The organism is Moorena sp. SIO3H5 (assembly GCF_010692395.1).
Lineage (GTDB): Bacteria > Cyanobacteriota > Cyanobacteriia > Cyanobacteriales > Coleofasciculaceae > Moorena.
On record NZ_JAAHHS010000105.1, the window covers coordinates 1 to 20662 of the forward strand.

Genomic DNA, 20662 nt, shown 5'->3' on the forward strand with positions numbered 1-20662 from the left:
AATTAAAGCAGCTGATGCGATCTGGGCAATGTCATCTTGATAAGAGAAGTTAGCACTAACTTGTTTAGCATTGATTTCTCCTAGAGCAAGTTCCTTAATTTCGATACTATTACGACCAGAGGTTTCTAGGGTGAAAAGATTGAGGTTAGCTTGCCCTGTTACCTCGCCGTCCAATCTACCGGGAATACCATAGCTTAAACCAGGGGTAAGATTAAGGCTAGCTAGGGAAAAATTCTTGATTTGAGCGGTTAAGTTATCTCCCCGGCGTACTCCTGTGATCAGAATCGGGAATTGTGACCCTTGTCCCTGTTGGAGTCTAAAGGATGCGGGCAGGTAGGGAGCAAGACATTGGTCTCCTCTAGTACAGGGTTGGAGGCGAGTTGCGATCGCATCTTTCTTTCCTCGTAAATCTATCGCTAATTCTTGTCCTGGCGCAACGGTTACTGGCCCAGCTAACACTGGCTCAAAGGTTAAGTCGTTAACCTTCAAATTCGATAGCTGTAGATTCCCGGTCAGATTGACATTTCCGGGTAGGAAGGGGGCTGAGAGTAAATTTTTTCCTTGGATGCGACCGTTAATGTCAGCTTGACCCTTGACCTGAATTTGATACCCTGGGGAAATTTGCTCCAAAGGTAACCGACTCAATAGCAGGTTATAGGGTAATTTACTGAGATCAGAACCAACCTCCAGGTTTAGATCAGTTCCAATCTCCCATGGCATCTGACTAGGATTAGTTTTGGTGAGATGGGATAGTAGGATGACTCCTTTAGCATTAAAGGAGTGTTTTGGCAACTCTAGCGATATGGTATTTGCTTTAATGGTAGCAATAGCACCAGGATTGAGCAGGGGATTAAGGTTTCCGGATAAATTCAGTTTACTGTTGACCGGTCCTAGCTCTAGTTTTTGGTTACCTAGCTCCGGTAATAACTGACTCACCAGTAAGGAGGAATCAAGATTAGTGGTATTAATTGCAGCTTGCCATAGACCGTTGCTGAGGGTGCTATTTAGGTTAAGTTTCCCTTGGGCTATTACTCCGTTAAGGTCTGCTTGTAGGTCAGTCTGATTCAGTAGAATAAAGGGGTCTAGGGTGTTAAGTTGGCTCTTTAACTTGACTTTCCCCCCGATTTGGGTATCGATAGAGTTTGGGAAGTTAGCTAAGGCCATTTGGGATGCGATTTCCCCTACATCCAGGCTGTTTGCGATCGCATCCGCAGTCAGCACCCCAGAGCTTAACTGACCGATAGCATTAACGTCACCATCACCTACACCTAGGTTTCCATCAAAGCTAGCCTGAATTACCTTGAGTAGGTCGAGGTTAAATGACGAGCCGAAAGCCAGTAGAGGCTCTAAAGAACTGGAAAGGTTAGCTTTACCTGACTTGAGAGCTATCGGTAGGGTTAGATTAGGAATACTATTACTTAAGTTAATTTGACCAGCTAATGCATTGACATCCAGATTCCCTGACTTTAACTGGCCTTTGGCATTAACTTCACCATCAGCGACTCCTAAGTTTCCCTCAAAATTGGCGTTGATAGTATTTAGGCTTTTCAAGTCCCCAGTCAAGCCAGAGGTGAGCAAAGATGCTAGGGTTCCGGAAAGATTAAGCTGACCTGACCGTAGCGCTACTGGTATCGTCAAATCGGGCACTAGGGGATTGAGGTTAATTTGACCAGCTCTCCCATTGACATCCAGATTGCCTGACTTTAACTGACCTTTGGCATTAACTTCACCATCAGCGACACCTAAGTTTCCATCGAAATTGGCATTGATAGTATTGAGGCTGTTGAAGTCCTGATTCAAGGCAGAGGTAAGCAGGGATGCTATCGTTCCGGAAAGATTAAGCTGACCTGACCGTAGCGCTACTGGTATGGTCACATTAGGCACTAAGGGATTGAGCTTAATTTGACCAGCTCTCCCATTAACATCTAGATTTCCTGAATTTAACTGACCTTTGGCATTAACTTCACCATCAGCGACCCCTAAGTTTCCCTCAAAATTGGCCTTGATAGTATTGAGGCTGTTGAAGTCCTGATTCAAGGCAGAGGCGAGCAGAGATGCTATCGTTCCCGAAAGTGTCAGCTTCCCCAACTGTAACGCTACTGGTATGGGCAAATTTGGAATTAAGGGATTGAGCTGAATTTGACCAGCTAATGCATTGACATCCAGATTCCCTGAATTTAACTGACCTGTCGCATTGACCCTACCCCCACCCACCCCGAGCAACCCATTAAAATTGCCATCGATAGTATTGATCAGGCTATTGAGGTTGGGAGTTGAGCTAGAGGATAGCAGAGACTCTAGGGAACCAGAAAGGTTGATTTTGCCAGAATCCAAACCAATCGGTAAACCTAACTTGGGCACTAGCTTATTCAGTTGAATTTTAGAGGCTCTGGCCTCCAATTCCACCATGCCCCGATTTACCTGACCTGTAGCCTTCACCTTACCCCCTTCTACCCCCAGCTGCATATCTGCCGTTGCCTTAATCGATTTAGGAGAAAAGGATTTGAGGCTACCAGAGAGGTTGATTTTCCCTGTGGTCAACTGTCCCGACAGTGGTAAGAAGGGGTCTATAGGCACAGCGTTAGCGAGTATAGCAGCTTCCCACTTACTGGTTTTCAGGTTTCCTTTACCGGTAGCAGTGATTGTCCCTTTACCGACCTTGACCTGGGTGTTACGCAGTAAAATATCCTGGTTTAGCAACAGAAGTTCTCCAGCACCGGAAACCCCGATATCTTTTGAAGATGAAGTGGATACCGCTGGTGCTTGCCAAATCAGACTCCCTTGGGGGTTTTGAGTGTTTCCTCTGATGGTAGCTTGGGCGTTGAGCTTGCCCAGGGTAATTTGAGATGGCAGGTTATAGGGAGATGCGTTGGCGTAGCCGCTCCTACGGAGCATCGCATCCACCGGAAGGGCAGCCATAAAATCGAAGGCTAGGGGCATTCCCTGCCCTTTAATTCCCCCTTGCTGGTCACTAGCCAGTTTTACCTGACCACGTCCTGTAATTGTCCCACCGGCCTCAGGTTTTACTAAGAAGTCCTTCAGTACCACTTGAGACAAATTCCCAGCCAAGTCAGCCTGAATCTGAGCCAACTTAACCTTATCGATGGTGGTCACTTTAGTATTGCGTAGTTTGCCAGTCACCTCTGGCTGGTCAATCGGGCCGGTAATCGATAGGTCTGCTGCCATTTCCCCATTTACTGGCACTGGGGATTTCACCGGAACAGTTTTCAGCAGCTTCGCCAAGCTAAAGGGGGTGACATCAACATTTAGGTCAAACCCTTTTGTCCAACCAACTTGACCAGATACCAACGCCTCAATTGCCCCATAACTTCCCTGAGTTTTTTCCAAGCGCACCTGGTCTCCCTGGAACCGCAGTCTAGCCGTAGCCTTCACCGGTTCCTTCAAAGGTTTGACTTGCACCTGAATCCCTTTAAATTCAGCCTTACCCTTAACATCGGGGATGTCCTTAATCGAAGGCAGGGAAATATTCAGTTTGGCATCTAATTCACCAGATTGGAGATGAGCTGGGATATTCGGAATAACCGCTTTGATTAATGGCATCAGCTCCGCCAATGCCAAGTTTTGGACGTTGACGCTAGCTTGAGTTTGCCCAGTTGTCAGCCATGTCTTGCCCTTGAGTTTGGTCTTACCCTCAGCAATAGCAGTTGTGATATTATACCTGAGACGCTTATTGTTGTTGGATAAGCCAGCAGTAGCATCAACTCTGACCTTGAATGGACTAGTCTGACCATAGGGTAAGAGGGCAATTTTACCATTCCACACCCGCACCTTAGCATCAAAATCAATCGGAGGATACAAGGAATTATCGAAATTCAAGTCTTTTAAATTAACCCACTCCCCATTCGCCTCCTGTTGGGCATACACATCCACATTTACCAAGTTAATGGTCACAGGCAAAGAGCGTTTGAGAAGCAAAGGCAAGGGATTAAAGCCTACTTTGATCGATTTGATAGCCACATGGTCAGGGTCAGTGGTGGTAGCTGGGATAGAGGATGGTCCCAACTCCAGGCTAGTCAGGTATAAGGCTTTCAGTTGTCCAACCTGTACATCTCGCTTGATGACCTTACTCAGTTCAGTTTCAATCCAGCCAGGTAAGTTTTGGTATAGCCACATCCTGACCCCAAAATATCCCACCAAACCAATGGTCAGGGATATCATGGCAAAGGTAATAGTAGAGGGGCGTTTTCCCCATTGCAGTACAGTGGCTAGAGCACTCCGGCTTTGATTTACCTCTGGTTCAGGGGGAGGATTTTGGGAAGGCTTGGTCATATCCGAATATTAGGATGATTAGAGGATTTGCTGAAAATTATTCCAGATCGGCTGCAATATATTCCGGAAATTGACTGATACAGGGTCGCTAAAATTTTATAGCAATCTTTATTTACTGGTGAAAATTCTGAAGATAGGGTGATTGGGTAATGGGGATAATTGGTGATGAGTTAATCTGGTTTTTGAGCTGTCAGCCCTGAAACGCTACTATAAATTTAAATGCAGAAAGACAAGACCATGCGCGAAGCGCTTAGTGCCCAGTAGTATCCTTAGGGATTAGTTTGACGTACTACTGATAGTTAGCTTCCTCGAAGTTCACTCTCGTTGAGTAGACAACATCTTAAACTTGGGTAAATCGAATCCGTCGATACTGTCCGGTCACAAACATCTCAATTTGAACAAGTTTTTTGTAGGAGGATATGAATGACATCCTATGCAGCGTCTTCTGCTAGAGCAGAAATGAGCGAACTCCGACGACTAAAAACCTTACTACCACCAGAGCTACAAAGCTGGGTGATGGTGGAAGGGTCCACAGAAGTCAATCCCCCCTTGGTTCGTTGTGAAGAACTGGGTTCAGACGAGGTCGAAATTCAAATTGACCTAACTAAATGGGAGCAGCTCGCCCTTGACCAGCGTAACCTTCTATTCTGGCATGAAGTTGCCCGGATTCAAAATGACACAATTCCTAAAGAAGGCTGGGAAATGGCAGCCCTAGCTATTGGTTTAGGGGGTGCTGTCGGGGAACTCTGGGTACAAGATGGCTTACTGCTGCTGTTGGCATTAGCCCTATGCGGAGTCTCAGGTTGGCGACTGTATCAAAAAAACAATGGGGAGAAAAACCTCAAATATGCCATCGAAGCAGACGAAAAAGCGATCGCACTTGCCACTCGCTTTGGCTATACCCTACCCAATGCCTACAAGAGTCTAGGCAGTGCCTTAAAAACCTTAATTGAAATCACCCCTAGTCGTCGTCTACGGCGCAGATACGAAGACCGGCTCTCTGCTCTCAAACGCAGTGCTGCTAAAGCCAAAGCCCAAGCCAAAGCTAAGCGAGAAGGCACGACCATGTAAAGTGATGTCTAGGCAAGACTTAACTGTTGGTTGTTTGTTGACGGTTATTTGTTGAGTGTTATTTGTTAACTGTATGTTTGTTGACTTTGGCCAAAAGGCCACGCGTGCGCGTTCAACCAAATAACTTTCAACCCAAATAACCGTAGGCCAAAAGGCCACGCGTGCGCGTTCAACCAAATAACTTTCAACTCAAATAACCTACCCTACAACGAATGCCAAAGGCGAAGAACCGTAGGCCAACAGGCCACCCGTGCGCGTTCAACCAAATAATCTTTAACCAAAGAATTTTCAACCCAATAACTTTAAACTAAACAGACCCCTAAAGTTGACCGATCATTTTATGGGTCTGAGGGATCACTCGTACTTGCTTAACAGAACGCTTCATTAAAGCCTGCCAAGCCAGAACCTGCTCCGGAGTAGGAGCAACTATGGATTGCCCAGAGCCCTCCACCGGAGTCACTGGTTGCAGAAATACTGGAATTTCCGGGTTAACCGCTGCTACCAAATCGGCGGATTGTTCTAACTCCGTGGGGTCAGTGTGGCAATCAATAATTAACTTGATAAATACCTCCACTGATGAGTTGTGGCACACCTTCAGAAATTCCCTGTGAGCAGACCATCTGTTCTCTCCACTCACACTGGGCAACTTGATATCCATACCCACTGAGTCCAAATAGGGCAAAACCCTTGCTATCTCTTCAGGACGATGACCGCCAGTTTCTAGGTAAATGGGCAATCCAGTTAACTGTCGTAGCTCAGGCAGAAATTCCACCAGAAACAGAGTATGAAGTAAAGGTTCACCCCCAGTCAGGCTAATGCTATCGTGCAATCGATGTTTATTTTGTCTGTTAACCCATTTCAGTAGCGATCGCAAAGGGACTGGATTTGGATAAGTTTCAAAATCACGCTTACCAGGAGTCTGTTCCACCTGGCATTGAGGAGGGACAGCCCAGGTATGGAAACTGTCACAGAAATGACATCTTAGATCACATAGGGCAAACCGGATAAAGAGCTGACGAGTGCCAACATTTAGCCCTTCCCCTTGAATAGCAGAAAAAACTTCGATCAGACGGGCAGTTGGTTGAGTCCCACAGGGCATGTTCACATTTTAAAAGATTTCATGATATTTGACTAAATTTTTGGCGAATCGTAACGTTCTAGGACAAAATAATGGTCAAGACTATAAGGTTAGAATCTAGCGGTTTTTCTTTTATGATGGTTGATTCAGTCAAGAGCCACAATTTCCAGGTAATCTTTTCACAAGATTCTCCCGTGGTGGAATTACCTACTCGTGTAAGTGTACTAGAAGCTGTTGAGTTTAAGCAACTATTTCAGCAGCTTCTCCAAAAAATTCCTCTGCCTGAAACAATCATCTTTGATTTTCACCAGACTACTTTTATCGATAGCAGTGGTATCGGTGCATTAGTGAGTAATCACAAAAGCGCCCTAGAACAAGGGGTTAAAACGTTGCTTAAAAATGTCACTCCCCAAGTCATGTCTGTATTGGTCATGACAGGACTAGACCAAAGGTTATCTATAGAAGCATCAGATAATAATACCACACGAAACACCAACAAATCAGTAAATCACTTACCAACAACCCATCCCTCAGTTAGATCTCCGGTGAAGCGATTAATCGATATTGTGGGTGCAAGCGTGGGTTTGGGAATTACTGCTATTTTGTTTATTCCCATTGCCCTTGCGATTAAGCTAGATAGCCCTGGTCCGATTTTTTTTGGTCAAATCCGTTGTGGTTGGATGGGAAAGCGGTTTCGGATCTGGAAATTTCGCTCCATGTGTGCTAACGCTGAACAGCTAAAAGAGAAAGTTAAAAATCAAGCCGATGGCAAAGTTTTTAAGAATGAGAATGACCCCAGAATCACCAGAGTGGGTCATTTTTTACGGAAAACCAGCTTGGATGAACTGCCTCAGTTCTGGAATGTTTTGAAAGGGGAGATGAGTTTAGTAGGTACAAGACCACCAACACTCAATGAAGTAGAAATATATGAGGTTCCTGAGTGGCAACGTTTAAACGTAAAACCGGGTATCACTGGTGAGTGGCAGGTGAATGGACGCTCACAAATCCGTAGTTTTGAAGATATCATTCAAATGGACCTAAAATACCAACATCACTGGAGCTTAGCCCATGATATCAGACTTATCATCAAAACTATCCTGGTGGTGCTTCGTAAAGATGGGATGTAGTTTTATGGTTAGATGAGTTTGGAACCCGCACTTTCGCCCCTAGTGGCGAAGGTGATGGTGGTTGATAAAATGCCAGCCTAGCTTACCTTGGAACCGAAAACTAAATGTTCACGAATAGATGACAATAGACCTCTTGGCAAAGTATTTTAAGGTGCGACCCGTGGCGAATTTAATTCTTAATGGGTCAACCGCAGCTAATCTGATCTTGTCTTTCTCAATTATTGTCCGCTGATCTGAAGTTACCTTGTCCGCAGTTCCCGTAAACTGCGGCGAAGTCTAATGCCATAGACCGTGTAAACACCAGAATTTTTAAAAGTACCATCAAATTCGATCAATTTAGGCTAATATAGTGGTTCCCACTAGACCGATCTGCATCGACATAATCATCGGAACTTCCGTGTTGCAGAAGAGTCATTGTTGTTTTTCTCTTACAAAATAGTGGTGCTTATTAATAAAACCTGGAAACTCAGTCGGTTGATGTGCAATGGCAAACCGCTTCGAGCATCTCGTTTAATCGTCCAAACAGACTTGAGTGAAGTCAAAGATGTATTACAGTGGTTCGAGGAATTCACTTCTCCCCCACTGCCTCAGCAATTTTGGCAACAGTGTCAAATTGCTTTGGTAGAAGGCTTTACTAATGTAGTACGGCATGCTCATCGACATTTACCTAACACTACAGTAATAGAGCTGGAGCTAAAGTTATTTACTGACGGATTAGAAATGCGGCTTTGGGACTATGGACACCCCTTTGATTTCCAATCCAAGCTGGAATCCCTCTACCAAGAGGACTATGACCCTTTAGAAAAAGAAGGAGGTAGAGGGTTGATGTTTATGAATCAGCTGACAGACGAAGTTTCTTACCAACGTCTGTCTGACCAACGTAATTGCCTACTAATGCGTAAATGGTCCTAGATTTCCGCTGCGGCGCGTTCAATTAAGCTACGCGCCAGACTTTGAATGCCAGTGTGTTCGTAATAGTTAGTAGACATATCCAGAAAAGCAGCGAGATAGTCTAACTTGTCATCAGAAAACTCAAGAAAACTTTGCAAATTATTAGCGATTTGTTCTGGGGTCACACCTCGGTCAGTAACGAAATCACTCATCCATCCCTTAACCGATTCAAAGCTTTCACCAATAAAGCTGAGCTTGCTCTGGGAATCATCCCCAGGAATCGCATCCTGGATCCCTTTGAAACTGCCACTGTGTTCCAATTCGTTGGTAGTTAGACCCTCTAGAGTTGACTGTACTCCCATGATAAAGTCAGGACCAAGGGGAATCAGACCATCAAAACAAACCAGTGCTGCCATACGCATTATAGATGCGCCACCATAGTCACCTAAGGCAGCTACAAAGTCACCAATGCTATCTCCAGGCAGACCATTAATTTGGCAAAAGCCGATCAATTCCCCTACCACTTTGATCGACAGATCGATGGTTTGGGCTTTGTCAGCTTTCGGAGTCAACCTGTTCAAGAAACCTAGCAAGGGAACTTTTTCACCAACCTTGTTCGCTAAAGCTGCTGCCCCCAACGCCGTACCAGTGCTATCTATAGTTTGGTAAATCCACAGGGCTCGTTGGTAGCCCTGGGAGCGGTCATTGAACAGATAGACCGCGCGATCGCCAATTTCTTGAATTACCTCTTCGTCTTCTTCACCAGTGATGGCACGAATGGTATTTTCAAATCCCACTAAATTTTCCCACTGTCCAGGCACAACAAAGTCTAGGGACTTCAGAGCCGATATGGTCAGGTTCTTCGTTGGCAGATCATCAACGATTTCATAAATTGCTTTGCTCACACTCAGACTCCTTTACAATCTGATACTTTTGAGTCATTAGTCCTTGGTCATTAGTCCTTGGTTATTAGTCCTTAGTGACCAACACCGAGTCTGATCTTAGTTACTGATGGTAGTGACTGATGACTAATGACTGATGACTAATGACCTACTCACCCGTGATTTTTGTGATTCTTGTGATTGAGGATAGTTATTCCCCATTCACCCTTTTCCTTGTAGCATTTATTGACTAAAGTCGGGAAAGACCACTTAGGTTAAATTTTGCTAACCAGGCTTTGCGATCGCTAGCGGTAAACGACGGATCTCGGGATTGGATCTTTACCTGGTAGCGATTACCGACCAAAATAGCCGTTTGAGTTGAACCAATTTCCCTGGCTGGATAACCAGCAATGGTTTGACCACTTTGCTTATATTTGGCAGCAGTGGTAGGAGTGCTGCTGGTATCAGAAATTGAGAGAACTGCCACCTCAGTACCACCTTTCTTCAACTTGGCTTGAGCAAAGCCTTTTTTCTCCTGGGTATAGACTCGTTGATAACCGCCCCCTGATGGTGGAAAAAACTTGTTGAATTGAGACCCTTGAGTGGCATTCTTGGTAACAGCCTGACCACTTCTAGCCTGGCTGCTGGCCTGTTGTGCCTGGTCAAAACGAGAGGGCGCTTTTTGAGGAGCGCAGGATGTTACCAGCAATACTATGCTGAGTAACATGGTCGCTAAAATTGCCTTTACACGAGACATGGTCATCGTTTTCTCCTTGAATGATGTATGCTGCTTATAAGCGCGAGACTATCTAGGGGAAACCTTACCAAAGCTATCTACAGGTGCGCGCCAGTTCGCGCCCACCTTGAGCGAATTTAGTAATTAGATGCCGAAAGAGCACCTAAGCAGAAAGCGCACCTAACAAAGATTTCCTAAGTGCCCCATGGCTTAGTCAAATACGTGACCAGTAACAATATGCCACTCTAGTCATAAAACCACTACCCCCTTCTGGTCTTGAGCAACTGGTCACAACGTTCTGCCAAGGTGTACTCCCTGCTTTGTAGACGAAGTACAAAGCTGAAACACCTGCCAAAGCCATCCTAGAAAATTGTAGTCAATACTCTGCAAAATAGGGAATAGGGAATAGGGAATAGGAAATAGGGAATAGGGAATAGGGAATAGAGAATAGGGAATAGGGAATAGAGAATAGGGAATAGTTAAAAAATTATGTGTACTTTATAGCTATGAAAAACGCTATAGAATTCGACGCAGCTTGAACAGGATATTACTTATTTTTTTTGTCAATCGATTTTCGCAATTTTATTATAATTTTTCATGAAGATTTACTTGCTCTGACATCCGTAAATTTTCTGAAACAAAAAAAACTATTTTACACTCAATTGCGGGATTGCACCCATGAAAAAAAGTTTTTTTTCGATATAAATAGAATTATTAGTAAATGAACTTATCAGTTGATTTTACCAATTAGTAATTAGCAAAAGGGAGGATTTATTAGTTGCAGCCATAATCAGAATTGGCATAAAGATTCTTGCTGTAGCTCTTTAAAAACATTCATAAAAGCACAATTATAATATTTTAGTCAAGGTAGATTATGTTAATTTTTGTGACAAAAACTGTCATCTAGGCGTAAAATATGGAATTGAAGCGGAATAAATAGTTATAGGCTTAAAATCCCTGATTGGGCATTATGCACAACCAACCTGACTTGACAATGGTCCTGAGTTCTCAGTGCTAAAGCCAATAAATCATCAATAAACAAATTTGGTGAGTCTACACCACCCGGCTAGCAACATCTACTAGAGATTATGCGAATCCTAATATATTCTTACAACTATCATCCAGAGCCAATTGGGATTGCCCCATTGATGACTGAACTAGCAGAAGGGTTGGTCAAAAGAGGGCATGATGTTCGGGTCATTACTGCGATGCCCAACTATCCTCAACGTCAAATTTATGAGGGATATCGACGGAAATTGTATCTTACCGAACACATCAACGGTGTGATTGTAGATCGTTGTTATGTGCGGATTCGCCCGAAACCAAATTTGATCGACCGATTATTGCTAGAGGCCAGCTTTGTTGCTACCAGCTTCCTAAAGGCTCTGAGTTCTCCTCGCCCTGATATCATTATTTTAACTAGTCCACCACTGCTAGTTTCCCTACCAGCTGCTATTTTGGGGTGGATACACCGAACGCCAGTAATTCTAAATCTTCAAGACATTTTGCCAGAAGCTGCTATTAAAGTAGGCTTACTGAGCAACCAACCTCTAATCCGTGCATTAGAGATTGTAGAAAGGTTTGCTTACCGCACAGTCACCAAAATCAGTGTTATTGCTGATGGCTTTACCGATAACTTGCGCAGCAAGGGTGTGCCCAGCTCTAAAATTGTGAAGATTCCCAATTGGGTTGATGTTAACTTCATCCGTCCTTTACCAAAAGAAAACAACTCCTTTCGCACTGCCCATAACCTTAATGGTAAGTTCGTTATACTCTATTCCGGTAATATTGCCCTCACTCAAGGTTTAGAAACTCTGATTAAGGCAGCATCTAGGGTGAGTCACGTTCGAGATATTGTGATTGTGATCGTCGGAGAAGAGAAAGCCTTAGGGCGACTAAAGCAGTGCTGTAGGACTTGGGATGCCAATAATGTTAAGCTCATACCATTTCAACCTCGGGAAAAACTACCGGAAATGCTAGCAGCAGCGGATGTGGGATTGGTCATACAAAAGCATAATGTAATTTCTTTTAATATGCCCTCCAAAATCCAAGTACTCCTAGCTAGTGGTCGCGCCATCTTAGCTTCTGTTCCTGCTAATGGTACCGCTGCCAAAGCTATCAAAAAAAGCGGCGGTGGCATTGTTGTTCCTCCAGAGGAGCCAGAAACTCTAGCAGCAACAATCTTAGAGTTGTATAACGATCCCGCAACAGTTACATTACTCGGCAACAGAAGTAGACAACATGCTCTTCAATATTATTCCTTCGATCAAGCTCTCAACCGTTACGAAGAACTCTTTTCTGACATTCAAAATAAGCGGTTACTGGCAGCGGTTCAAAAGTCTTGATCAATTCCTTTTACTGATAAGGGAGTAGGGAGCAGGGAGCAGGGAGCAGGCAATAGGCAATAGGCATGCTAGCAATAGGTAAAAAATCCTGTGTACCTCATCAGAGGTACACAATTTCTGGATGTTAGAAAATAAGCAATAGCGATGCAGCGCTACTCCCGACTCCCGACTCCCGACTCCCGACTCCCGACTCCCGACTCCCTAAAATCAGGTTTTCTGCTCAGAACTTACCACCGACCATACCTATCCATACCCCACGCCCTTCCAGATTTCACTGGTATTTTAGTCTCTGCCACTTGTACAAAAAACTGCTCATGATGCTTCCAGCTAATCTCTCCATGCCACGCTTTAATTAGAGCTTGCTCAACAACCCGAGGAAGTTCCCACCATGATAGGTTTTCCTGTAATAGCAATTTTTTAAGTCGCTTTAAGGCTTGCTGAGATGCTGGATCTTTAGCATCAAATAAAGGAGTTGCTAGTCGAATTGGATCCTTTTGTACAGCACTGATTGACCGACTCACCACTATACTTATTTGCTTAGCGAACTCTTTCATACCTCGTTGCTTTTGGTACTTCCAACCTTTTTCACTAGACGCATATAACGGTGGGAGGCGATTGAGAGCATAAGTAGCTACTTCTACGGGATTAATACTTTTAGCTATCTCCGGCGACAGTTGATCTAGTCGTCGCTCGATTTCTTCTTCAACAAGGATTTCCATAACATTTTGATAGGCTTGAGTTCTTTGCATATACCCTGACTTCATAACGATAACTCAATTAATAGTTTTTATTATCATGATTCTCCAATGCTTAGGTTGATAAACAGGTTTATTTTGTGTATACGTTCTGTTTGTTTGAATAAATTGAATTAAAGTTATCGTAAAGATTTACACTACTTGATCTTTATAATGTTATTTAGCAAAGGGAATAGGGAACAGGGAGTCAGGAGTCGGGGAAACTATGTGCAATACACCTCATAAGTATGGAAAATGCTATATCATAGTTATCAATAATTTCATTTACTCATCTCCCCACACTCCCCCTGCTCCCGATTCCCGATTCCCGACTCCCGATTCCCTGGAAACAGATATAATAAAATAATTTGCTTAAAAAACCATTCCGATGATGTACGATACGATCGTGGTTGGCTCTGGTAATGGAGCCTGTGGGTTTCTGAGCTATTACCTAGAAGCTGGTAATGACAGGTCTATCCGGGAGCGGGTGTTAGTGCTGGAGGAGGGGGATGATTTCTTCACTACCAGCGACATTACCCACCAGAACAACTGGACTAAGTCCTACGCAGAGGAAAAGGTATTCAAGCTGCACAATGCCCTGACCCCCAAGGGAATTCCGATTATATCCGGGCGGGCCTGCACTATGGGTGGTGGCGGATCCATTAATTACACCATGATGCATGAGTCGTCGGAGTGGTTGGCGACACATATTGGTCAAACGGCAGCCTATTGGGACAGCCTGAAGGCAGAGTTGAATCAGAAGTTTGCTAGACCAAACCCGGTAACCGATCCGTCACCTGTGACTAAACAAGTACTCCAGGCGGCTGAGAAGGTTGGTTTTGTGGTGAGCACAGACGCTATCGACAATATTCCTAATTTGGAGGTCAGGGATACCGGCCTGTTGCACCTTTTTCCAACCCAGTTCAACTCATTTGGGCAGCGAACCCACAGCGGAGTATCCATTGTCGATTGGTTTGGCCAGGGCGTGGAGATCAAGACTAGGTGTAGGGTTGAGAGACTTGAGTTTTCTAAGGAACAAGGGCAAAAACCAAGGTGCGTGGGGGTGCATGTTAAGTACCTGGACACGGGGATGACTGAGCGCTTGTCTTTGAATCCGGATGGTGGAAAGGTGATTATGTGCGCAGGGGGTGCCACGCCACGGCTGCTGTGGTCTCACCGAGAGGAATTGGGAAACGATCAGATCGGGCAGCATGTGAATGACCATATTGTCATGCCCCTGGGTCTCTACGTGGTGGACAAGAGCATCGATGTTACCGCTCGGGATGTGTACATCCCTGTGTTTGGGACAACGGTATGGCAACCAGAACCAGAACAACCGGGACAGGAAACCGTTTGCTGCTTCGATTTCTTTTCCGGTAATTTTGAGAGGCTGTGGTTTATGATTGCCCACCTTTATCTGGCGTTTCTGTTCCCAAACTGGCTGAAAAAGTTCGTAATCAGGTTACCTTGGTTGTTTAATATCATCAAGAACGTGATTAGGGTGTTTCTTCAGGCAGTCAATTTCATCATTAACCTGTTATGGGGACTTTATAACCTAGTTCAAGGCAAACCATGGCATGATGACCCAAGCTTGATTACTGCCGCGATTAAGTTTAATGCTGCCAAAGAGGGTTGCTATTCAAGGGACGACTCTCGGATTGAATTAGATTTCTTTGGAGAAGAGGAACAATCCCATTTCAATCAGGATAAAGTGGTAGCTAACAGTGAGATTGCCAAGCACATGGCACTGTTGAATGGCTTGGGAGAACAGCCACATTGGTTAGTTAAGTGGTTCTTGCGACTGGTAACTAAGATGCCCTACGAAGAGAACCAGATTGAGGAGTATGTTGATGTTTACAGTCGCAGGTTTTTACTGTCGGAGCAGCACTTGTCCGGGGGATGCCTGTTTGGAAAGGCGATTGATAAAGGACTCGACAACGCAATAGATACAGGTAAAGTATACGGCTCAGCTAATGTGTATGTGGCTGACCTTTCTTCTGTGCCTTTGCCCCGGATTAGTACGCAGATGACAGCTTATTTGATTGGTTTCCATGTGGCGAAGAGGATATGTGTGGGGAATGGGGAATAGGGAATCGGGAATCGGGAGTCGGGAGTCGGGAGTCGGGAATCGGAAATGCTGTTAGTCACCGAGATCTTCATTCAGATTGCCCTCGTCATTGCCTTTAAGGAGTGCCATTGAATTCTTGACCATCGTTGGCACCTTATCGCCATTAAGGGTCTGGTAAAATTCCATCAGACGCTCCTTATCGAAGAGCGGAGATAATTTGACTTTGACTTTATGAATCTCATCCCGTCCTAAGTCGCCACCCAGTTCGCCTCCGACCTCGCCCCCAGTTCCTAGTACATTAATTTTGATATTTCCCTTGGCACCGGTCTTAGCAGTTCGCTTGACACTAACTTGTAGTTCCAGTTCCACAGACTCAACACACAACAAGGGAGCATCTTTTTCCTGACCTGGTGGTACTGATAGCAGATCTTGTTTAACCTGTTGGATAAATTCAGATAATCCAATGGGGCTGTTATCGTTGTCAGACATTACTCTGGTATAGTTAGTTATATTATTCAACAGCTTAACTATAGGCAGCTATCTAGGTAGTTGTCACGCGGCAAAATGCCAGTTCTACCATTGGCCACTGGCTGGAAGCCAGTTCTACCATTGACCACTGGCCAGATGCCAGTTCTACCATTGGCCACTGGCTGGAAGCCAGTTCTACCTACCATTGACCACTGGCCAGATGCCAGTTCTACCATTGATTATTTTACAGAAGATTTCTCTACGCTATCCATTTGCCAGAAAAAAGGATATGTTTCAGCCATGTCAGATAAATTAGCTTTTACAGGATTTTGTCGGATATAGTGCCAGGTTTCTAAAAATTCTATTTCATCTCGCATAATGCGATCATATCGCTCATATTGCCAAACAATACCAATATGATTCATTACTTTAGGAACTTGCTTAGAACTATAGCTTTTAATGCTGTGGATAATACTACCTAAGCTCCAATATTCCTGATCTGATTTTTGCAAAGGCTGTATTAACCAATGCACATGATCTGGCATAATTACAACAGCATAGGTTTTGTACCTTTGGTTATTGAAGAATAAACAGGAATCTAAAACTACTTGTCTGGCTTCTGGGGTCAACTCTAGCTTTTTAAACGTATTAAAAGTAACAAAGTAAATTGCTCCTGCTAATTCCCAGTGAGGAAGATTCCTTTGGCTAATTTTAAGATTTTTGGACTTTATGAAACTGCTATAATTCGTAGAACTGGCATCCTGCCAGTGATAATTATTAATCTTGGTAGAACTGGCATCCTGCCAGTCATAAGTAGAACTGGCATCTTGCCAGTGATAATTATTAATCTTGGTAGAACTGGCATCCTGCCAGTGATAATTATTAATCTTGGTTTGAGACCGCCTCGAAGCCTGTGCCCCATAGGATGGAGAGTTAGGGGTAGTCATTAGTTACATTTTTAAAGACATTAAGGGGTATATTTTTTTATTTTAGTGCGTTGAGACAGGCTGAAAGGCTGTTCCACAGTGATAAAAGTAGAACTGGCATCTTGCCAGTGGTGATAAAAGTAGAACTGGCATCTTGCCAGTGGTGATAAAAGTAGAACTGGCATCTTGCCAGTGGTTGTACAAGTAGAACTGGCATCTTGCCAGTGGTGATAAAAGTAGAACTGGCATCTTGCCAGTGGTGACCAATATTATCTGGCATCTTGCCAGTGGTGATAAAAGTAGAACTGGCATCTTGCCAGTGGTGATAGAAGTAGAACTGGCATCTTGCCAGTGACCAATATTATCTGGCATCTTGCCAGTGGTGATAAAAGTAGAACTGGCATCTTGCCAGTGAGAAGACATTAGCCAGTCACCAATATGATGGCATATTACCAGTGACCAATATTTAATTGGATTGATATTGACACATTCATAAAGGCTATTCTGGAGCCACTGGCAAGATGCCTATTCTGGAGCCACTGGCAAGATGCCAGTTCTACACAGGGACTATTCCCCGGCCACTGGCAAGATGCCAGTTCTACACAGGGCTTATTCCCGGGCCACTGGCAAGATGCCAGTTCTACCTCAGGGACTATTCCCCGGCCACTGGCAAGATGCCAGTTCTACACAGGGACTATTCCCCGGCCACTGGCAAGATGCCAGTTCCACAAAGGGGAAAGGGAAAACAGGGAAAAGGAAAAACAGGGAAAAGGGCAAAAGGGTTACCGAATCCACGCACACCCACACACCACACGAAAACCAATAATGTTGACGTAGTGCCTTAGGGCCGGATTAGAGTCGTGGCGAGACCCAGAACGGCAGTAATCAGGTTTGTAGACCCAACAACCGCCACGCAACAGTCTACGCTTATCATTGTCATTATCATTGCTAGGATCATCTTGCCAGACACTGCCATCTCTCGGCGCACCTTTATAGTTTGAATGCCAATGGTCTGCACACCACTCCAACACATTCCCATGCATATGGTAGAGTCCAAACTCATTGGCTACGGCAAAACGCACCACTCGGGTGCTTTGCAATTCAGATTTGCCTTTGGAACCAGAGCCATCAGTATAATAGTCGCCATCATAGTTAGCTAGGCCAGTTGTAATCGTCTCCCCAAAATGAAACGGGGTGGTTGTTCCGGCTCTACAGGCGTACTCCCACTCGGCTTCGCTGGGCAAGCGATAAGGGCGTTTCGTATACTGGGACAGGCGCTCACAAAATTCCACCGCATCATCCCAGGAGACTCGCTCTACAGGTCGGTATTTCCCTTTAAAACGGGATGGATTGGGGTCAAGTTTTCTATTAACTTGGGGTAGGGCAGCGACGGCTTGCCATTGGGCTTGGGTAACTGGGTATTTGCCCATGAAGAAGGATTTAACGGTGACTTGATGCTGGGGACTTTCATTTTTTTTATGCCCCTTTTCTGTTTCTGGGGAACCCATGATAAAGCTCCCTTTAGGAATCGCAACCATCTCTAGCTCAACTCCATTCCCTAAGTCTTGGCTAAAACCATAAGCTTGGTGCTGGTGACGATGGATGATTGGTTCTGTTTTTCTTCCCAACCAGTCTGTTTGTTTCAACTCAATAGTTGCCACTTCAAAATCAAACGGTTCTAGCTCAATGTCTGGGGATGCTTCTGTCCTTGCTCCAAGACCAATGACCACTTCACATTCAAAGGTTGGCAGGGGTGGACCTTGGGGAATAGTTGATGCATCTGAAGACTGACTAGAACTGCCTTCCAAGTCTTCAGCTAACGCTGCATACTCTCCTCCCAAACGATACAAAACCTGAGTAGTAATCTGGGCAAAAGGCATTATCTGCTGTTTAGTAGCTTGATCCCACTTAGAATCGGCAGACAGCAAAGCCATAAAATTCTTAATGGATATACCGAGTTTGTCGGCAATATACTGAGAAACTCTCTCCAGTACTGTCTCAACATCAGGAGTGATAACCGAATCTAACAGTAACTCCCTAACCCCCTCGACAAACTCATACTGAACTATCTCCCCTTGAGAGGAAACGGGTTGTAAAAGACCACTCATGAAGACTTCAGCAACATGAACCTGCATCGACTCTGGCAGCAGAGTTGCTTGGATAAGATCAACCACAGGCAAACTGACAGGCACTGCTGCCATCAATCCCGCTAAACGTCTTGCTGTAGGGGATGCTGTTGTCCGAAATCGCTTCACCAACTCTACCGCAGATAGTTGATCGTGAGCTGTTGATGAAACTTCGGCTAAAGAAGCGATTAAAGATAACTCCAATAAAATCCCAGCGGTTTGGGTATTCCCGACTCCAGCCACCACTCGCGACCATTGTTTGAGAGAATCAGGTTCTAAGGTAACCACAGGTAACTTTAGACTCTTGGCACGATCGACCTCTGTCCAAACAGGTAATCCATCAACTACTAGTTGACTATTGGCAACGCCTGGGACTAAAGCACTTAATTGAATGGGAAAGCCAGCACCTAATGCAGTTCGTCCCCACAACCGTTCTGGCAAGAGTTGTACAATTGCTAGGGAGCCTGCATTAGACCAGAGTTTCACGAGGTCATGGATTTTACTTTGACGCCAGATTGGAGATATGCAATCACTAATTAACAGGATTAAGCGCCTACCTGCAGGGTCTAATAATTCCTTTGGACTAGAGAAACGTTGCTTATTTGCTGAGAAGTTACCCTTGGGAAATAGCTTGATTTCCCCATCATGATCAGTTTTTAAGCCCCAAGTGCGAACATATCGAAAAGCGCCTTGGAGTTCAGTCAGTCTCTGAAACTCAGCGATTATTTCTTTCCAAATTACTGTGGAACGGGATTCCTCCACCACCAGCGCTAAATTCAACCACCGTTCCGGTGCTGGCTTGAGTATGGGTGTCCAAATCTTTTTTTCGACAATCTGGGTAACGGTTTCCTCTTCATCAATAACCGTCTGAGTTTGAGAAGGAACTTTCCGCATCAGGGGACGCAATGCCCTTGCTAAGGCTAGAGTTTGACGTAATGCTGGAGCAGCGGGTACTTGAAAGGGAATGCCTTGAGATACCGTTTTATCTTTTGACTTATGGGGTGAGAAAGAGGGAAGATGAGCAGAGGCAGTAGGTGATGGAGATGCAGGTGTTGTCGGGTTGCTGTCAATAAACGTTTGACGCTGTTTAACTGGTGTTTCAGGAGAGGAAGTTTCCTCAACCTTACCAATCTGAACCGCTAACCAGAGGATATCGGCAATTTGTTCAGCATCCAGGTTGATTTCAGCCTGTTTTAACCGGACATTGAGTTTAGTAATACCAACAGAGCTGATTTCTGGCTGCATCATTCACCCTCAGTACTACTTAGATTCTTGAGCAATTGTTCAATCAATTGTTCTTTTTCTTGACCAGTGGGTGCCGATTCGCGAGTCATCAAGTAAATAGCATTAAGGAGTTGATCTGTTGCTAAATCTCCATTACTACGTTTTTTCAGAAATTGCTTAATTAACTCCGGAGCCTGTTTGGTAATCTCCGGCTCTGTACCCAAATGAGCTGTCACAATTTTCTCTAACTCTACATCACTGGGTTCCTTTATATTCAGCCGCAGACAGCGTCGCAAGAAGGGGGGCGGAAAGTCTCGTTCTCCATTGCTAGTGAGAATTACTAAGGGAAAAGCTTTACAGCGTATTCGTCCTTCTGTAATATCTACTTTGATATCTTTAGCAGTTGGCTCATTTTCATCTTTATAAGCGGTTCCTACTGCCACTGTTTCCAACTTTTCTGAAATCCGAACTAATTCGGGTATTTCAAATTCCCCCTCTTCAAACACATGCAGCAAATCATTAGGCAAGTCTATATCACTTTTATCAATTTCATCAATCAGTAGCGCTCGCGGCTTATCTGATGGTAAGAGTGCTGTACCCAATGGTCCGAGTTTAATATAGTTCCCAATTTCTTTGAGATTATCCTGATTAGTCTTATCCTGTTGCTGAGCATCCTGTAGACGACCGATGGCATCAT

At 44.5% G+C, this 20662-nt stretch carries 17 protein-coding genes and 1 pseudogene; 7 read left to right on the plus strand and 11 right to left on the minus strand.

All coding sequences use genetic code 11. The annotated features are described in order from the left end of the window. On the minus strand, positions 1–4290 hold a 4290-nt coding region (locus F6K52_RS14090), incomplete at its 3' end, for a DUF748 domain-containing protein (protein WP_293078526.1). 423 nt (positions 4291–4713) lie between these two features. Here F6K52_RS14090 and F6K52_RS14095 point away from each other — a divergent pair. After that, positions 4714–5361: a DUF3318 domain-containing protein gene (locus F6K52_RS14095; protein ID WP_070393511.1), complete on the plus strand. Its 648-nt coding sequence runs from the start codon at positions 4714–4716 to the stop codon at positions 5359–5361. A 319-nt stretch (positions 5362–5680) separates the two neighbouring features. On the opposite strand, the gene F6K52_RS14100 is transcribed toward F6K52_RS14095, so the two are convergent. Continuing rightward, complete coding sequence (locus F6K52_RS14100) at positions 5681–6460, minus strand: 7-carboxy-7-deazaguanine synthase QueE (RefSeq protein ID WP_293078528.1); 780 nt, start codon at positions 6458–6460, stop codon at positions 5681–5683. A 116-nt stretch (positions 6461–6576) separates the two neighbouring features. On the opposite strand from F6K52_RS14100, the gene F6K52_RS14105 reads away from it, so the two are divergent. Both F6K52_RS14105 and F6K52_RS14110 read left to right on the plus strand, forming a co-directional pair. Next, entirely contained in the window at positions 6577–7566 is a 990-nt protein-coding gene (locus F6K52_RS14105) for a sugar transferase (RefSeq protein WP_293078554.1), read from the plus strand. Between the two features lie 441 nt (positions 7567–8007). Continuing rightward, positions 8008–8478 carry an ATP-binding protein gene (locus tag F6K52_RS14110; protein WP_364417639.1) on the plus strand — a complete coding sequence of 157 codons (471 nt, stop codon included), beginning with the start codon at positions 8008–8010 and terminating at the stop codon, positions 8476–8478. Here F6K52_RS14110 and F6K52_RS14115 read toward each other — a convergent pair. Together F6K52_RS14115 and F6K52_RS14120 are read right to left on the minus strand one after the other, a co-directional pair. After that, on the minus strand, positions 8475–9362 hold the full coding sequence (locus F6K52_RS14115; protein ID WP_293078530.1) for a hypothetical protein: 888 nt from the start codon (positions 9360–9362) through the stop codon (positions 8475–8477). The genes F6K52_RS14110 and F6K52_RS14115 overlap by 4 nt on opposite strands. A gap of 226 nt (positions 9363–9588) precedes the next feature. Beyond that, positions 9589–10101: a hypothetical protein gene (locus F6K52_RS14120; RefSeq protein ID WP_293078532.1), complete on the minus strand. Its 513-nt coding sequence runs from the start codon at positions 10099–10101 to the stop codon at positions 9589–9591. Between the two features lie 1061 nt (positions 10102–11162). Here F6K52_RS14120 and F6K52_RS14125 point away from each other — a divergent pair. Then, positions 11163–12419, plus strand: coding sequence for a glycosyltransferase family 4 protein (locus F6K52_RS14125; protein WP_293078534.1), 1257 nt, complete (start codon positions 11163–11165; stop codon positions 12417–12419). Positions 12420–12646: 227 nt separating this feature from the next. Here F6K52_RS14125 and F6K52_RS14130 read toward each other — a convergent pair whose 3' ends face one another. Continuing rightward, entirely contained in the window at positions 12647–13168 is a 522-nt protein-coding gene (locus tag F6K52_RS14130; protein ID WP_293078537.1) for a late competence development ComFB family protein, read from the minus strand. A 211-nt stretch (positions 13169–13379) separates the two neighbouring features. On the opposite strand from F6K52_RS14130, the gene F6K52_RS14135 reads away from it, so the two are divergent. Further along, positions 13380–13520 (plus strand): hypothetical protein, encoded by a 141-nt coding sequence (locus F6K52_RS14135; protein ID WP_293078539.1) that lies wholly within the window; start codon positions 13380–13382, stop codon positions 13518–13520. Between the two features lie 21 nt (positions 13521–13541). Then, on the plus strand, positions 13542–15242 hold the full coding sequence (locus tag F6K52_RS14140; protein ID WP_293078541.1) for a GMC family oxidoreductase N-terminal domain-containing protein: 1701 nt from the start codon (positions 13542–13544) through the stop codon (positions 15240–15242). Positions 15243–15293: 51 nt separating this feature from the next. On the opposite strand, the gene F6K52_RS14145 is transcribed toward F6K52_RS14140, so the two are convergent. From F6K52_RS14145 to F6K52_RS14160, 4 genes are read right to left on the minus strand one after another with little or no spacing between them, the layout of a single operon-like run. Then, complete coding sequence (locus F6K52_RS14145; RefSeq protein ID WP_293078543.1) at positions 15294–15710, minus strand: trypco2 family protein; 417 nt, start codon at positions 15708–15710, stop codon at positions 15294–15296. Between the two features lie 38 nt (positions 15711–15748). Next, positions 15749–15925 carry a hypothetical protein gene (locus F6K52_RS14150; RefSeq protein WP_293078545.1) on the minus strand — a complete coding sequence of 59 codons (177 nt, stop codon included), beginning with the start codon at positions 15923–15925 and terminating at the stop codon, positions 15749–15751. 3 nt (positions 15926–15928) lie between these two features. Beyond that, positions 15929–16636, minus strand: a complete 708-nt coding sequence (locus F6K52_RS14155) for a transposase (protein WP_293078547.1) — start codon at positions 16634–16636, stop codon at positions 15929–15931. Between the two features lie 42 nt (positions 16637–16678). Further along, on the minus strand, positions 16679–17038 hold the full coding sequence (locus F6K52_RS14160; protein WP_293078549.1) for a hypothetical protein: 360 nt from the start codon (positions 17036–17038) through the stop codon (positions 16679–16681). Between the two features lie 124 nt (positions 17039–17162). Between F6K52_RS14160 and F6K52_RS14165 the strand changes: the two genes are divergently transcribed. Beyond that, the gene (locus F6K52_RS14165; RefSeq protein WP_293078550.1) at positions 17163–17441 is read left to right on the plus strand and encodes a hypothetical protein; all 279 of its coding nucleotides are present in this window, start codon (positions 17163–17165) and stop codon (positions 17439–17441) included. Here the strand turns inward: F6K52_RS14165 and F6K52_RS14170 are convergent. Together F6K52_RS14170 and F6K52_RS14175 are read right to left on the minus strand one after the other, a co-directional pair. Beyond that, positions 17398–19989 carry a formylglycine-generating enzyme family protein gene (locus F6K52_RS14170; RefSeq protein WP_293078552.1) on the minus strand — a complete coding sequence of 864 codons (2592 nt, stop codon included), beginning with the start codon at positions 19987–19989 and terminating at the stop codon, positions 17398–17400. The genes F6K52_RS14165 and F6K52_RS14170 overlap by 44 nt on opposite strands. Further along, positions 19986–20662 (minus strand): annotated as a pseudogene (locus F6K52_RS14175) (MoxR family ATPase); the annotation flags it as partial. The pseudogene F6K52_RS14175 and the gene F6K52_RS14170, both read right to left, overlap by 4 nt.

What these genes read in the sequence shown, in the direction of transcription:
- F6K52_RS14170 (WP_293078552.1), bottom strand. Translation starts at nt 19,989, where the DNA reads ATGATGCAGCCAGAAATCAGCTCTGTTGGTATTACTAAACTCAATGTC.
- F6K52_RS14125 (WP_293078534.1), top strand. Translation starts at nt 11,163, where the DNA reads ATGCGAATCCTAATATATTCTTACAACTATCATCCAGAGCCAATTGGG.
- F6K52_RS14120 (WP_293078532.1), bottom strand. Translation starts at nt 10,101, where the DNA reads ATGACCATGTCTCGTGTAAAGGCAATTTTAGCGACCATGTTACTCAGC.
- F6K52_RS14135 (WP_293078539.1), top strand. Translation starts at nt 13,380, where the DNA reads ATGTGCAATACACCTCATAAGTATGGAAAATGCTATATCATAGTTATC.
- F6K52_RS14165 (WP_293078550.1), top strand. Translation starts at nt 17,163, where the DNA reads ATGCCAGTTCTACACAGGGACTATTCCCCGGCCACTGGCAAGATGCCA.
- F6K52_RS14145 (WP_293078543.1), bottom strand. Translation starts at nt 15,710, where the DNA reads ATGTCTGACAACGATAACAGCCCCATTGGATTATCTGAATTTATCCAA.
- F6K52_RS14100 (WP_293078528.1), bottom strand. Translation starts at nt 6,460, where the DNA reads ATGCCCTGTGGGACTCAACCAACTGCCCGTCTGATCGAAGTTTTTTCT.
- F6K52_RS14140 (WP_293078541.1), top strand. Translation starts at nt 13,542, where the DNA reads ATGATGTACGATACGATCGTGGTTGGCTCTGGTAATGGAGCCTGTGGG.
- F6K52_RS14160 (WP_293078549.1), bottom strand. Translation starts at nt 17,038, where the DNA reads ATGTCTTCTCACTGGCAAGATGCCAGTTCTACTTTTATCACCACTGGC.
- F6K52_RS14155 (WP_293078547.1), bottom strand. Translation starts at nt 16,636, where the DNA reads ATGACTACCCCTAACTCTCCATCCTATGGGGCACAGGCTTCGAGGCGG.
- F6K52_RS14105 (WP_293078554.1), top strand. Translation starts at nt 6,577, where the DNA reads ATGGTTGATTCAGTCAAGAGCCACAATTTCCAGGTAATCTTTTCACAA.
- F6K52_RS14130 (WP_293078537.1), bottom strand. Translation starts at nt 13,168, where the DNA reads ATGCAAAGAACTCAAGCCTATCAAAATGTTATGGAAATCCTTGTTGAA.
- F6K52_RS14095 (WP_070393511.1), top strand. Translation starts at nt 4,714, where the DNA reads ATGACATCCTATGCAGCGTCTTCTGCTAGAGCAGAAATGAGCGAACTC.
- F6K52_RS14150 (WP_293078545.1), bottom strand. Translation starts at nt 15,925, where the DNA reads ATGGTAGAACTGGCATCTGGCCAGTGGTCAATGGTAGGTAGAACTGGC.